This is a genomic window from Streptomyces sp. NPDC048197 (assembly GCF_043202395.1).
GTDB classification, from domain to species: domain Bacteria; phylum Actinomycetota; class Actinomycetes; order Streptomycetales; family Streptomycetaceae; genus Streptomyces; species Streptomyces siderophoricus.
Genome location: NZ_JBIDAJ010000004.1, coordinates 243068 through 258334, shown reverse-complemented (window position 1 = coordinate 258334; position 15267 = coordinate 243068). Strand labels below are relative to the sequence as shown.

5 protein-coding genes are annotated in these 15267 nt (G+C 74.0%); 3 read left to right on the top strand and 2 right to left on the bottom strand.

Translation table 11 applies throughout. The features are described 5' to 3' along the window. Positions 1 to 23: 23 nt before the first annotated feature. Both ACGF4C_RS08255 and ACGF4C_RS08250 read right to left on the bottom strand, forming a co-directional pair. Positions 24 to 3119: an amino acid adenylation domain-containing protein gene (locus ACGF4C_RS08255; RefSeq protein WP_393564318.1), complete on the bottom strand. Its 3096-nt coding sequence runs from the start codon at positions 3117 to 3119 to the stop codon at positions 24 to 26. Between the two features lies 1 nt (position 3120). Beyond that, entirely contained in the window at positions 3121 to 3384 is a 264-nt protein-coding gene (locus ACGF4C_RS08250) for a phosphopantetheine-binding protein (protein WP_393564316.1), read from the bottom strand. A gap of 324 nt (positions 3385 to 3708) precedes the next feature. Here ACGF4C_RS08250 and ACGF4C_RS08245 point away from each other — a divergent pair, with 324 nt between their 5' ends. The 3 genes from ACGF4C_RS08245 to ACGF4C_RS08235 all read left to right on the top strand — a co-directional run bounded on the left by ACGF4C_RS08245 (position 3709) and on the right by ACGF4C_RS08235 (position 15259). Further along, positions 3709 to 6864: an amino acid adenylation domain-containing protein gene (locus ACGF4C_RS08245; protein ID WP_393564314.1), complete on the top strand. Its 3156-nt coding sequence runs from the start codon at positions 3709 to 3711 to the stop codon at positions 6862 to 6864. Between the two features lie 30 nt (positions 6865 to 6894). Continuing rightward, positions 6895 to 13980: an amino acid adenylation domain-containing protein gene (locus tag ACGF4C_RS08240; RefSeq protein ID WP_393564312.1), complete on the top strand. Its 7086-nt coding sequence runs from the start codon at positions 6895 to 6897 to the stop codon at positions 13978 to 13980. A gap of 64 nt (positions 13981 to 14044) precedes the next feature. Beyond that, positions 14045 to 15259, top strand: coding sequence for a cytochrome P450 (locus ACGF4C_RS08235; RefSeq protein WP_393564311.1), 1215 nt, complete (start codon positions 14045 to 14047; stop codon positions 15257 to 15259). The last annotated feature ends 8 nt before the right edge of the window (positions 15260 to 15267 follow it).

Here is a 15267-nt window from a genome sequence, read left to right as displayed (position 1 = left end):
CGGCGGGGCCGGCAGCGGCGGCCTCATGCGTCCGTCCGCGGGGCGAGCGCGGCCGCCAGCCGGCGGGGGGTGGAGTTGCGGAAGATGTCCCGCAGGCGGATCGCGGGGTAGTTCTCCTCGCGCAGGGCGGTGGCCAGCAGCACCGCTTGCACCGAGGTGCCGCCGAGGTCGAAGAAGTTGTCGTCGGGGGCGACCGGCACCTCCAGGACCCGCTGCCAGAGGGCGGCCATCGCGGCCTCGGGGCCCGCGGGCCCGTCCGGCTCGGGCGCTGGGGCACGCTCCGCGGGCCGCGGGTCGGGGAGCCGTGCGGTGTCGAGCTTCCCGTTGGCGGTGAGCGGCAGTTCGGGCACCGCGGTCAGGGTCGCGGGCAGCAGATGGCCGGGCAGCCGCTCGGCGAGCCGGTGCCGGATGTCGGCCAGTGTCCCGGGCGCGTCGGTGACGGTGTCGGTGACGACATAAGCGTCGATCCGCGCGGTCGCCGGCCCGTCGGGGGCCCGGACCAGGGAGGCGGCCGCCCGGACCCGGTCGTCCTCCAGGAGGGCATGTCGGATCTCGCCGAGCTCGATGCGGTGCCCGCGGATCTTGACCTGGTCGTCGCGCCGGCCGAGGTACTCGATCTGCCCGTCGGGCAGGAACCGGCCGAGGTCGCCGCTGCGGTAGAGGCGGGCGCCGGGCGTTCCGGTCAGATGGTCCTCGGTGAAGCGTTCGGCGTTCAGGTCCGGACGGTCGAGGTAGCCCTGGGTGACCCCGGCGCCACCGACCCAGATCTCACCGGGCACACCGGGAGCCGCCGGGCGCCCCCGGTCGTCGAGGACGTACAGGTCCCAGCCGGGTATCGGCCGCCCGATCGAGCGGCTGCCGCGCAGCGCCTCGGACCGGTCGACGGGGTGCCAGGTGCAGAAGACCGTGGTCTCGGTGATCCCGTACATGTTGACGGGCCGGCAGACGTCCTCGGGATAGCGGGCGAACCACGGCACCAGGACGCCCCGGTCGAGGGCCTCGCCGCCGAAGATGACCAGCCGCACCGCGAGGCCGCCGCCGCGGAATGCCTCGGTGCTCACCAACTGGGCGAACGCCGAAGGGGTTTGGTTGAGGACCGTGACCCCCTCGCGGAGCAGCAGTCCGTGGAACGCCTCCGCGTCGCGGGAGACGTCGTAGGGCACGACGACCAGCCGGCCGCCGGTGAGCAGACACCCCCAGATCTCCCAGACGGAGAAGTCGAAGGCCAGCGAGTGGAAGTACGACCAGACGTCGTCGGGGCCCGGTGCGTACTCCTCGCGGGTCGCGGCGAGCAGGGCGGCCACATTGCGGTGGCTGACCCGGACCCCCTTCGGGCGGCCGGTCGAGCCGGAGGTGTGGATGACGTACGCGGTGGCGTCGGGGTCCACGGCCGGCAGGGCCAGGGCCGGGTCCTCGGGGGTGGCGTCCGGCGCGACCCGGTGCAGGCCGGGGACGTCCGCGAGCAGTTCGCCCTCGGTGATGACGGTCCGCAGGCCGGTGTCCTCGATGACGAAGGCGAGCCGCTGCGGCGGGTAGTCGGGGTCGAGGGGGACGTAGGCGGCGCCCGCCCGGAGCACCGCGAGCACGGCGGCGACCTGCCCGATGCCCCGGTCCAGGCAGACCCCGACCCGGTCACCGGGGCGGACCCCCGACTCCACCAGCACGGTCGCCAACCGCCGTGCGGTGTCGTCGAGTTCGCCGTAGCTGGCCTCTTCTTCCCGGCAGACCACGGCGGTGCGCCCGGCGGCCTCGCGCACCTGGCGCGCGAACAGTTCGGTCAGCGCCACCGGTGGTTCGGTGAGCCGCGCGCCGCGTCCGGTGGCGAGCAGGGCGGTGAGCTCCTCGGCCGGGAGGGTGTCCACCTCGTCCAGGCGCCCATCGGGCCGCTCGGTGAAGTGGGTGAGCACGGCCGTCAGTTGGCGGAAGAAGAGTGCGGCGGCCGCGTCGGTGACCAGGGCCCGCTGGTGCCGCAGCAGCATCCGGATCCCGTCCGTCCGCCCGTGCTCCTGGTACAGGCCGAGGGTCAGCGGGAAGTGGGCGGTGCCCAGGCCCTGGTCCTCGTGCGGGACGGCGTGCCGGTCGCCTTCGCGCAGTTCGGGCAGGGTGTCGATGGCCGCCATGACCAGCTGGGGCGCGGTGAGGCCGGTGCCCGGCAGTACGGAGGACAGCGGCAGGTCGGCGTCGCGGTAGGCCTGCACACCGCGCTGGTGCACCTCCCGCAGGAAGTCCGCCACGGTGGTCTTCCCGTCGAGGCGGACCGGGACGGGGGCGGTGTTGTTGAAGTACCCGACGGTGTCGGCGTGCGCCGGTGAACGCCGCGAGACGGTGGTGCCGATGACCGGGTGCGCGGCTCCGGAGTTGCGGCCGAGGACGAGGGCGGCCGCGGCGAGGACGGCCGAGTAGGGGGTGATCCCCAGTTCGGTGCCGAGGTCGCGGAGGCTTCGGTGCAGGCCGGCGGGGAGGAGCGCTTCGGCGACGCCGCCGCCGGTGGAGTGCGCTTCGGAGGAGCCGGGCGCGTCGCCGGCGGGGCCCGCCCATTCCAGGGACGGGACGACATCGGCCACGGCCAGCTCGGCCCGGATCTCGGCCGCGCGGGCGGCCCGCCGGGGCAGCCGGCCGTGGGCCGCGGCCGCCCAGTCGGCGTAGGGGGTGGCGGGCTCGGTGGTCCGGTCCGTCAGGAGGCCGCGGGCGAGCAGTTCCATCGACCGGCCGTCGACCACGAGGTGGTGGGCGACGAGGACCAGGTCGGCGGTGTCCGGCGCGTACTGGAGCAGGACGGCGCGGCACAGCGGGCCCTTGGCGAGGTCCAGGGGCCGGGTCAGCTCCTCGCGCACCCGCATGCGGGCCGCGGTGCTGTCCGGCTCGTCCGCGACACGCACGGACTGCAGCTGCGGCGGGTTGGGCGCGGTCTCCAGGAACCACGTCCCGTCGTCCTCCACCACGCGGGAGGCGAGCACCGGGTAGGTCTCGGCCAGGCGGGCGAAGCGCTCGGCGAGCAGCGGCCCGTCGGCCGGCCCGGTGATCCGGTACACGCAGTTGACGAGATAGGTCGACGGGTCGTCGGCGGCCTGGTCGGCGGTGTAGAGGTCGACCTGGTTCGGGGCCAGTTCGCAGCGCATGTCAGCTCCCCGCGCCGTCGGCCGCGAGCAGGCGGGCGACGGCGCCGACGCCGTCGGCCTCCAGGACGTCGAGGTACTCGACCTCTCGGCCGGTCAGCTCGTAGAGCCGGCTGGTCAGCAGGACCGCGCGGAAAGAGTCCCCGCCGTTCTCCAGGAATCCTTTAGCGGGGTCAGCACCGGCTCCGAGGATTTCTCTCCAGAGATTCTCCGCCACGTCAGCCGAATTCTCGGAGGAGGGCAGGGAGGGGTCAGCATTGAATTCCATGGAACAGCCCCCGAATTCTTTGAGTCCGAATTCCCCGCTTCTGCGCCACGTTGTGTCACGGGGCGTGTCACTGGGGGTGGTCGACTCCATCCAGTTTTCACGGCCGCCGGGCTCAATTACCCGCCTCAACGGTTTGGTTGACGCTACAGCGCCATCGGGAAGTTGATCAATGTGAGGTAGGTCACAATGCCTTCTCCGGCATTCTTGTTGAATTCTCGCGCGGTGTGTGCGGTGGCCCCCAGAATTCTTCTTGACACGATCAAACCGCCTCCATAACCTGGCCCGACTAATTCCGGTGCGGATTTCAGTCGGGGGGCTGTTTCGTTGACCAGCGATGACGATGCCGGGAATGCGGTCAGGCCCGCCGACCCGGCGCAGACCCGGTTCTTCCTGCTCGACCAGCAGGGCGGCAGAGCCACCACTCTCCTCCAGCACATCCGGGTCGACGGCCCGGTCGACCAGGAGCGGATGACCGCGGCCGCGCGGGCGGTGTGCCAGGCGCAGCCGGCGCTGCGGACCTCCCTGCACCCGACGGCGGAGGGGCTCGTCCAGCGCACCCACCCCGTCTCCGAGGTCGATGTCCGGACCGGACGGGCGGACGACGAGAGTGCCCTCGACGGCTGGCTCGCCGAGGCCCGCGCCCCGTTCCCGCACGGCGCCGGACCGTTGTGCCGGATCCGGATCGTCGGCACGCCCGGGCACACGCACTGCCTCGTCGGCGTCCACCACGCGGTGTTCGACGAGGACTCCGCGGCCGTCCTGCTGCGGCAGCTCGCCCGCGCGTACGCCGAGGGCCCCGGGACGCTCACCGCCGCCGACCTCCACCGGCCCCCGCCGCAGCCCGCACGCCTCGCCGCCCTCCACGCCTTCTGGACCGACCACCTCGCCGGTGCGCCCACGGACACCGCCCTGCCCCACCTCCCGACCACCCCGGGAACCGGCATCGGGCACGGCGTGGTGTCCTTGCCGCTGGACGCCCGACTCGCCGCCGCACTGCGCGAACGGACCCGGGAGAGCGGGGCCACGCCCTTCGCGCAGGTACTGGCCGCCGTCGCGATGGTCGTCGGCTGGTACGGCGACACCGAGGACGTCGTGCTCGCCACCGTCGCCACCACCCGCACCGCGGCGGACGCCGAGGTCATCGGCTGCCTCCAGAACACCCTGCCGGTACGCCTGCCGCTGCACGGTGCCGACACCGCCTCCGTGCTCGACCGCACCGCCGACGCACTGTTCGACGCCCTCGACCACTGCGACCTGCCGATCGAGGACATCCTCACCGTGTCCGGGGCCACCCGCCGTCCCGGCCGGCCACCGCTGACCCGGATCATCTGCACCCAGGCCACCGCAGCTGCCCCGCTGACCACCGGCGACCTGCGCTGGCAGCTCGTACCGGCCGAGGACGCGCGAAGCGAATACCAACTGGCCGTCACGCTCCACCAGGACCCCGCGGGCGCCCTCTCCCTGACGGTCGACTACGACCGCGCCGCACTGACCGCCGCGTCGGCGCGCCTTTTCGCCGAGCACCTGGCCGGCGCACTCACCGCGTTCGGCACCGCACCGGCAGCCCCGCTCACCGCGCTCCGCCTGTTCACCCCCGACCCGCCGCCACCCGCCGCCCCGGCCGTCGCGGCCGGCCCGGCGCTGCCCGAGCTGATCGCCGGACACGCCCGGCGCACCCCCGAAGCCGTCGCCCTGATCGCGGGCTCCCAGCGCGTGACCTACGCCGAACTGGACCGCCGGGTAAGGGATCTCGCCGCCGCCCTGATCGACGCCGGTGTGCGGCCCGGCGACCGGGTCGGCGTGTGCCTGCCGAGGACCGCCGACCTGCTCGTCGCCCTGGTCGCCGCCTGGCGGGCGGGGGCCGCCTATCTGCCGCTCGACCCCGGCTACCCGGCGGGCCGGCTCCGGATGGTGGTCGAGGACGCCCGGCCGGCCGTGGTCGTCGGCGACGCCGCGGCCGCACAGGCCCTGGCCTCGACCGGCGCCGTACTGATCGGCTCTGACGCGGTGGCCGACCACGCGCCCGAGGAGTGGCCGGTCCTCGCGCCGCAGGACCCCGCCTACGTCATCCACACCTCCGGCTCGACCGGCCGGCCCAAGGGTGTGATCGTCCGCCACGACAACCTGGCCGCGCTGTTCGCGGCCTTCGCGCAGATCCTTCCCACGCCGCCGCAGGTCTCGGTCGCCGGCGCGAGCATCTCCTTCGACATCAGCGTGCTGGAGCTGTTCTGGCCGCTCGCCACCGGCCGCACGGTGCTGCTGACCAGTCATCAGCAGGTGGCCGACGCCGACGTGCCGCGCGGCGCGCTCTACCAGTGCACCCCCACCATGGCCCGGATCCTCGCCGACGACCCGGCCGGCCGGCGGCTGCTCGGCGGCCTCGCGGTCCTCTTCGTCGGCGGCGAACCGCTGGCCCGCGACCTGGCCGACCGGCTGACCGACCTGGTAACGGGCCCGGTGTTCAACTGCTACGGCCCGACCGAGACCACCGTCTGGTCGACCGTGTGGCGGGTCGCACCACAGGTGCCCGTGCACATCGGCCGTCCGCTCGCGGGGGAGGAGTGCCGGGTGGTCGACGCCCACGGCCGTCCGCTGCCGCCCGGAGTCCCGGGCCGGCTGCTGATCCTCGGGGCCGGCGTGGGAGCGGGCTACTGGCAGCGGCCGGAACTGACCGCCGAGCGCTTCGCCACGTACGACGGGCGCAGCGGCTACGACACCGGGGACCTGGCCGTCCTCGACCCCGAGCACGGACTGCGCTTCCTCGGCCGGGCCGACACCCAGGTCAAGGTCCTCGGACAGCGGATCGAACTCGCCGAGATCGAGACCGTGTTGCGCGCCCACCCCGCCGTCCAGGAGGCCGTGGTCACCGTCAGCGGCGACGGCACCGCGGTCACCGCCTGCCTGATCCCCACCGACCCGGCGAGCCCGGCCGGCGACGGGCGCCCGCGTCCGGCGCCCGCCGAACTCGCCGACGAGCTCCGCCGGCACGCGGCCGTCTCGCTCGTGCCCGCGATGGTCCCGGCCGCCTGGCTGCTCGTCGAGGCGCTGCCCCAGCTGCCCAACGGCAAACTGGACCGCGCCGCGGTGGCCGAGCTGGCGGCCGCGGCGCCCACGGCGGCCCCCGCACCGGACGAGGCCGAACCGTCGGCGGGCCCCCTTTCCGGGCAGGCCACCGAGGTGGTCCGGCGCGCCTGGGAGCACGTACTCGGCGCCCCCGTCCGCGGCCTGGACACCCACTTCTTCGACCTCGGGGGCACCTCCGGACAGATCGTGCGGGTGCTCGCCCTCCTGCAGCGCCCGTACCCGAAGCTGACCACGGCCGACCTCTTCCGTTACACCACCGTCCGCGCCATCGCCCGCCATGTCGACGCGGCCGGCGACGACGGGGGAGCACCGGAACGGTCCCGGCCCGCGGTGCGCGCCGCCGCCCGGACGCAGGCCCTGACCGGCTGGCGCCGGCGAACCGAACGATCCCGATAGCACACCGGTGACAGAAGGACCGATGATTCAGTGAGCACTCATCAGGCGGACCGGGCGGCTGCACCGGAAGAAGCACGACCGGCCCGTACGGTCGCGGCGACGCCCCAGCAGCAACGGCTCTACCTCGCCCACGCCCTGACCGAGGACCACGCCCGCCACCACCTGGTGATCGACCTCGGCTTCGACGGTGTACCCGACAGCGCGGCACTGCGCTCCGCACTGGAGGACGTGGTCCGCCACCACGAAGCACTGCGCACCCGCTTCGTCTTCGAGGGCACGACCCTGGTGCAGTCGGTCGCCGACCGCCTGCCGCCGCTGTGGGAGACCGTGGGCGAGGACGCCGAATTCCCCGCGCAGGAGCGTCCGTTCGACCTGGAAGCGGGCCCGCTGCTGCGGGCCCGGGCCCAGCGCACCGGCGACACCGGACTCCGGCTGCGCCTCACCCTCCACCGCATCATCGCCGACGTCAGCTCCGCCACCCTCCTGGTGGACGACCTCCTCACCGCCTACCGTGCCCGGCTGGCCCCGGAGGACCGCCAACTTCTGGACTCCGTACGGCAGTTCGCCGACTGTCCGGTCATCCCCGCCCCGGCCGCCGAGCCGTCGCCCACACCGCTCGGGGACCTCTCCACCGGAGAGCTGCCCTTGACCACCGGCCGCACGCTCGGCCGGACCCACCGCGTCCCGCTGCCCGACGGCACCCTCTCCGCGCTGGCATCCCTCTGCACCGCCGCCGGCGCCCCGCTCGCCGACGGACTGCTGGCGGCCCTCGCCGTGCTGGTGAACCGCTACACCGACGCCGACGACGTCCTGGTCTCCACCGACGGCCCCGACCCGCGCGGCACCGATCTCGCCCGCACCCTCGGCCCGTTCACCGCCCGGACGACCGTGCATGCCGACCTGGCCACGAACCCCGGATTCCGGGCACTGACCGGCCAGTTGCGGCGGCTGGCCGAACCGGACCCGCTGACCGACTGGACCGCACAGGAACAGCCCCCGCTCCCCGTCGGCTTCGCCCTGCGCGCCCCGCACCCCACCCACTGGGACCTCCCCGGCGGCGTCACCGTCACCCGCCACCCGGCCCCCGAGGCACACGGCCACGCCCTGCGCCTGGTGGTGACCACGGACGGCACCGCCCGCTTCGAGGGCGCCTGGCCCGACTGGCTGACCGAGCAATTCGCCGCCCACTTCGGGCAGTTGCTGACCGAGATCGTCCGCCACCCGGACCGCCCGGTGCACGAGCTGGCGCCCTCCCTCGCCGAGGACCCGACCGGCCCCACCACGCCCCTCGACACCGCCGCCCCGCCCGAGGCCACCACCGTCCTGGACCGCTTCGCCCACCACGCCGCGCAGCGCCCCGACGCCGTCGCCGTCAGCCACGGCAGCGAGCACCTCACCTACGGCGAACTCGACCGCCGCGCCAACCAGCTCGCCCGGCACCTCCAGGCCCACGGCGTCGGCCCGGAAACCCTGGTCGGGCTCGCCGCCGAACGCTCACCGGACCTCGTCGTCGCCCTCCTCGGCATCCAGAAGGCCGGCGGCGCCTACGTACCGCTGGACCCGGCGTACCCCGACGCCCGGCTCGCCTACATCCTGCGGGACACCGCGCTGGCCCACGTCGTCGTCCAGGGCCGGCCCGGCGGCTGGCTGGACGGCTTCACCGGCGCCCTGGTCTCCCTCGACGACGACGCCGGGGCGATCGCCGCCCACCCGGACGGCCCGCTCGCCTCCCGGGTCGCCCCCGACGACCTCGCCTACGTCATCCACACCTCGGGCTCCACCGGAGAACCCAAGGGCACCCTCGTCCCGCACCGCAACGTCGCCCGGCTCTTCACCGCCACCGAGCCCTGGTTCGGCTTCGGCGCGGACGACGTGTGGACGCTGTTCCACTCGTACGCCTTCGACTTCTCCGTCTGGGAGCTGTGGGGGGCACTGGCCCACGGCGGCCGCCTCGTCATCGTTCCGCACGAGGTCAGCCGGGCCCCCGAGGACTTCCTGGCACTGCTGCGCACCGAGGGCGTCACCGTCCTCAACCAGACACCCTCGGCCTTCGCCCTGCTCCAGCGCGAGGACTCGCGGACCGCGGACGCGCCGCCCGGCGCCGGCGCGCGGCTCGCCCTGCGCTATGTGATCTTCGGCGGTGAGGCGCTGGATCCGCGCTCGCTCCGCCCCTGGTTCGAGCGGCACCCCGACGGGCCGCAGCTGGTGAACATGTACGGCATCACCGAAACCACCGTGCACGTCACCTACCGGCCGATCCGCAAGGAGGACACCGACGGCGACGGCAGCGTGATCGGCGTGCCGATCCCGGACCTGAGCCTGGACCTGCTCGACCGCCGGGGCCGGCCGGTCCCGCAGGGCGTCACCGGCGAACTCTACGTACGCGGCGCCGGACTCGCCCGCGGCTACCTGGGACGGCCCGAACTCGACGCGGCCCGCTTCGTCACCCTCCCCGGCGGACGCGCCTACCGCACCGGCGACCTGGCCCGCCGGCTTCCCGGTGGCGAGTTGGAGTACCGCGGCCGGATCGACGACCAGGTGAAGATCCGCGGCTTCCGGATCGAGCCCGGCGAGATCGAGGCCGCGCTGGCCGGACACCCGGACGTCACCGAGGCCCTGGTGACCGCCGAACCCGACCGGACGGGCGAGCGGCGCCTCGTGGGCTACGCGGTCTCCGCCCGCACCGACCTGGCCGCCGCCGAACTCCGTGCCCACCTGGCCGGCCTGCTGCCCGCCCATATGATCCCCGCCGCCTTCGTCGTGCTGGACCGCTTCCCCCTGACCGTCAACGGCAAGGTCGACCGGCGACGCCTGCCCGCCCCCGAACGCCCCGCCGACGGCCCGGCCACCGCCTCCGCCAACCGCGCCGAGGAGATCCTCGTCCAGGTCTGGAGCGAGGTACTCGGCCAGGACCGGGTGGGCACCGACGAGAACTACTTCCTGCTCGGCGGCGATTCGATCCGTACCATCGCCATCCTCGGCCGGGCCCGCGAACTCGGCCTGGAATTCGAGCTCCAGGACCTGCTGCGCCACCAGACCATCCAGGAACTGGCCCCGCACACCAAGGCCGTCACCCCGGGCGCCGCCCGACCGCACTACCGGCCGCTGTCCCTGCTCGCCGAAGCGGACCGGGCCCTGCTGCCGGCCGACGTCGAGGACGCCTACCCGCTCTCCCGCCTCCAGGCCGGCATGCTCTACCACAGCGGCCTCAACGCGGCCGAACGGATCTACCACAACGTGGCCGGCTACCACCTCAGGGCCGGCTGGTCCGAGGCCGCCTGGCGCTCGGCCCTCACCTCGCTGATCGCCGACCACCCGGTCCTGCGGACCTCCTTCGACCTCGAAACCTACGCCGAACCGCTGCAGTTGGTGCACCGCCGGGGCGACGCCCCGATCACCTTCGAAGATCTGCGGCAGCTCTCCGCCGCCGACCGGCAGACCGCCATGGACCGCCGGTTCGAGGACGAGAAGCGCCGGGAATTCGCCTGGGACCGCGCCCCGCTGATCCGCTTCCACCTCCAGCGGCTCACCGACGACACCTTCGAGCTGTGGCTCACCGAACACCATGTGATCCTCGACGGCTGGAGCGAACGCTCCCTGATCACCGAGCTGTTCGAGCGCTACCTCGCCCTGCTCGGCGGCTCCGGCACCTCGTTCCGGGAACCGCCCCGCGCCCACTTCGGCGCCTTCATCGCCGAGGAACGGGCGGCCATCGCCGCCGAGGAACACCGCGACTTCTGGACCGGCGAACTCACCGGCAGCGACCTCGGCACCCTGCCCCGCCTGATCCCGCCCGCCGAGCGGCCCGACATGCGCATCACCCCCGTGTCGCTGCCGGCCGAGGTCTCCGAGGGCGTGGACCGCTGCGCCCGCCGGGTCGGCGTCCCCGTACGCACCGTGCTGCTCGCCGCCCATGCGCACGTCGTCGGCATGCTGACCGGCACCGCCGACGTCGTCACCGGCGCCGTGTACAACGGCCGTACCGAGGACCGGGACGGCGACCGGGTCCTCGGCATGTTCCTCAACACCCTGCCGTTCCGCGCCCGGCTGACCGGCGGGAGCTGGGACGACCTGGTCGCCGCGGTGGGCCGGACCGACATCGCCCTCCAGCGCCACCGCCGCTACCCGATGCCCGAGATCCGCCGGATCCTCGGCGGGCGGGAGCTGTTCGAGACCTTCTTCAACTTCACCCGCTTCCGCGTCTACCAATCCGTACTGGAACGCTCCGACGAGCTGGAAGTGCTCGACGAGCGGCGGATCACCAACACCAGCATCCCGTTCGGCGCCGAGTTCGCCCAGGACCTCACCTCGTCCGAGGTCAGCCTCCATCTGCGGTACGACGCAGCCCAGTTCACCGAGGAGCAGGTGCGGCTGATCGGCGGCTACTACCGCCGGGCACTGTCCGCCCTGGCCACCGCACCGCACCAGCGCCACGACCGGACCGTTCTGCTCTCCGCCGAGGAGCTGCGCCAACTCGACCGCCGGCACGGCGAGTCCCGCCCCCGCAGCGCCGACCGCCCCTTCCCGCTCCAGCTGGAGGAACGGGCCGCGGCACAGCCGCACGCCCCCGCCGTCATCAGCGGCCGCACCGTCCTCGACTACGCCGAGCTCAACGCCCGGGCCAACCGCCTGGCCCGGGAACTCCTCGCGCACGGCGTGGAAACCGGCCGGATCGTGGCCCTCTCCGCGCCCCGCTCCGCCGACCTGCTGGTGGCCATGGTCGCCGTCCTCAAGGCCGGCGCCGCCTACCTGCCCATCGACCCGAGCTACCCCGCGGAGCGGATCGCACTGCTGCTCGGCGACGCCGCGCCCGCCCTGCTGGTGACCACCCGCGACACGGCCGGCACCCTGCCCGCCGACGACACCCCGCGGCTGGTCCTCGACGACCCGGCCACCCTGCGACGGCTCGCCGACCGGCCCGGCGCCGACCTCACCGACGACGAACGCACCCGGCCGCTGGACCCCGCCGACCCGGCCTACCTCATCTACACCTCCGGCTCCACCGGCCGCCCCAAGGGCGTGATCGTCTCGCACGCCAACATGGCCGACCTGATGACCTGGATCGCCGGATTCCTCGGCCCGGACGGACTGGCCCAGGTGCAGGCCACCACCTCGATCAGCTTCGACGTCTCGATCTTCGAACTCTTCGGCCCGCTCGCCGCCGGCGGCACCGTACGCCTCCACCGCGATCTGCTGGCACTGGGCGAACCGGCTGCCCTGGCGGCCGGCCCGATCACCGCACCCGCCCTGATCAGCGGCGTCCCGTCGGTCTTCGCCGGCCTGCTGCCGCGGCTCGACCCGCGGCTGACCGCCGGCACCGTCGTCCTCGCGGGCGAAGCGCTCAGCGCACCGGTGGCCAACGAGATCGCGGCGGCCTTCCCCGGCGCCCGGATCGCCAACATCTACGGCCCCAGCGAGGCACCGGTGTACGCCACCGCCTGGCTCGGCACCGGCCCCTTCGACACCGCCCCGCCGATCGGCCGGCCCTCCTGGAACACCCGCGCCTACGTCCTCGACCACGCCCTGCGCCCCGTACCGCCCGGTGTCCCCGGCGAGCTCTACCTCGGCGGCCCCGGCCTGGCCACCGGCTACCTCGGCCGGCCCGCACTGACCGCCGAACGCTTCGTCGCCGACCCCTACGGCGCACCCGGCGCGCGGATGTACCGCACCGGAGACCTGGTGCGCCGACGCCCCGACGGCGACCTGGAGTTCCTCGGCCGCCTCGACGACCAGGTCAAACTCCGCGGCTTCCGGATCGAGCTGGGCGAGGTGGAGGCCGCGCTCCGCGACCACCCGCAGGTCCACCGGGCCGCCGTCATCGTGCGGGAGGACCGCCCCGGCGACCAGCGGCTGGTCGGCTACGCCGTCCGCACCCCCGGCGCCACCGCCGACGCCCTCGCCCTGCGCCGCCACGTCGAGCGCCGGCTGCCCCGCCACATGGTGCCGGTCGTGGTGGTACTGGACGCCCTCCCGCTCACCCCCAACGGCAAACTCGACCGGCGGGCCCTGCCCGCACCGGAACCCGAAGCCACCACCCCCGGCCGCACCGGCCGGGCCCCGCGCACGCCCCTGGAAGCCCAGCTGCTCGCCCTGTTCGCCGAGGTCCTCGGCCTCGACCAGCGCGGCCCCGACGCCGGCGGCCTGGGCATCGACGACAGCTTCTTCGAACGCGGCGGGCACTCCCTGCTCGCCTTCCGCCTGGCCGGCCGGGTGCGCGCCACCCTCGGCGCCGACCTCGACATCGCCACGCTCTTCCGCACACCCACCGTCGCCGGCATCGCAGCACTGCTCGCCGACCCGGACCGGCCCACCGATGCCAACGACGCGCTGGACGTGCTCGTACCGCTGCGCCCGCAGGGCACCCGCGAGCCGCTGTTCTGCGTCCACCCCGGTGTCGGCATCGGCTGGGTCTACTCCGGGCTGCTGCGGCACCTGGACGCCGACCGCCCGGTGTACGCCCTGCAGGCCCGCGGCATCGACGGCACCCGGCCACCCGCCGAAGACCTGTCGGAGATGGCCCGCGACTACGTGGCCCGGCTGCGCACCGTCCAGCCGCACGGCCCCTACCACCTCCTCGGCTGGTCCATGGGCGGGATCGTCGCCCACGAGATGGCCCGGCTGCTGCGGGCGGACGGCGAACGGGTCGCGCTGCTGGCCCTGCTCGACGCGTACCCCAGGCTCCCCGACGCCCGCCCGGTGGACTACGACGAACCGCAGGCGCTGGCCGAGGTCCTGCACTCGCTCGGCCTGCCGCAGCCCGACGGGGTGACCCTCGGACCCGAGTCGGCGCTGCACCTCCTCAAGGAACACGGCAGCGCACTGGCCACCCTCGCACCCCGCCAACTCTCCGCCATCGCCACCGTCTTCACCCACAACGTCAACGCCCAGCGCCGGCACCACTCCCGGCCGCTCGACGCGGACCTGCTGTTCTTCGAGGCGACCGAGGGCAAGGGCCCGGACCCCGAACGGCCGGCCAACTGGACGCCGTACGTCAGCGGCCGGATCGAGGACCACCAGGTCGCCTGCCGGCACGGCGACATGCTCGCCCCCGAGCCACTGGCCGAGATCGGCACCGTCCTCGCCGAACGCCTCCGGACGCTGCCCCGCCCCGAGTGACGGGCCGTGCCGCCGACCACCCCACAGGAGCCCATGTGACCAGCAACCCGGACGGGGAACCCGCATGACCGCAGCGCGCCACACCATCCCGTTCGCCCTCATCGACCCCGCGGTCCACCCGGACCCCGACGCCTGCGACGCCTGGCGCGACCTGCGGGACGCCCACCCGGTCGCCTGGTGCGAGGCCGACGGCGACCGCCCCGGCTTCTGGGTGATCACCCGCTACCAGGACATCGCCGCCGTCTACCGCGACACCGCGCGGCTCAGCTCCGAACAGGGCAACATGCTCGGCACCCTGCTCACCGGCGGCGACCCGGCCGGCGGCCGGATGCTGGTGGTCACCGACCCGCCCCGGCACTCCGCGGTGCGCAAGGTCCTGCAGGGCGCGTTCTCCGCCCGGGCCATGGCACAGATCGCCGACGGCGTCCGGGCGGCCACCAAGGGCCTGGTGGCGGCCGTCGTGGACGCGGGCGGCGGCGACTTCGTCGCCGACGTCGCGGCCCAGATCCCGCTGATGGCCATCTGCGAACTGCTCGACGTACCGCCCGCCGACCGGACCCTGATGCTCGATCTGACGATGGCGGCGATGGGCGACGACGGCACCCCAGAGGCCGCCGAGGCCGCGGCCGACGCGCAGGAGGACATCCTGCTGTACTACGCCGGACTGCTGCCCGGCCGACGGGAGTTCCCGGGCGAGGACGTGGTCAGCCTGCTGGCGAACGGCGAGGCCGGCGGCGCCCCGCTGAGCGACGCCGAAGTGCTGCTGAACTGCTACAACATCATCATCGGCGGCGACGAGACCACCCGGCTGTCCTCCGCCGGCGCCGTGCTGGCCCTGATCGAGCACCCCGAGCAGTGGCGGCGCCTGTGCCAGGACGAGGGCCTGCTCGACTCCGCCGTCGAAGAGGTGCTGCGCTGGACCACACCGGTCACCCACCTCGGGCGGACCGCCACCACGGATCTCACGCTGCGCGGCTGCGACATCAAGGCGGGCGACATCGTCACCCTCTGGAACACCTCCGCCAACCGCGACGAGGACGTCTTCTCCGACCCCTACCGCTTCGACCTCGCCCGCACCCCGAACCGGCACCTCACCCTCGGCCACGGCCCGCACTTCTGCCTCGGCGGCCCGCTGGCCAGGGTCGAACTCCGGGTCATGCTGGAGGAGTTGCGCCACCAGGTGGGCGAACTGGAGCTGTCCGGGCCGGTCGAACGGCTCCGGTCCAGCTTCCTGACCGGGGTCAGCCGGCTTCCGGTGCGCTGCACCGCCGCCGGCTGACCACGAGG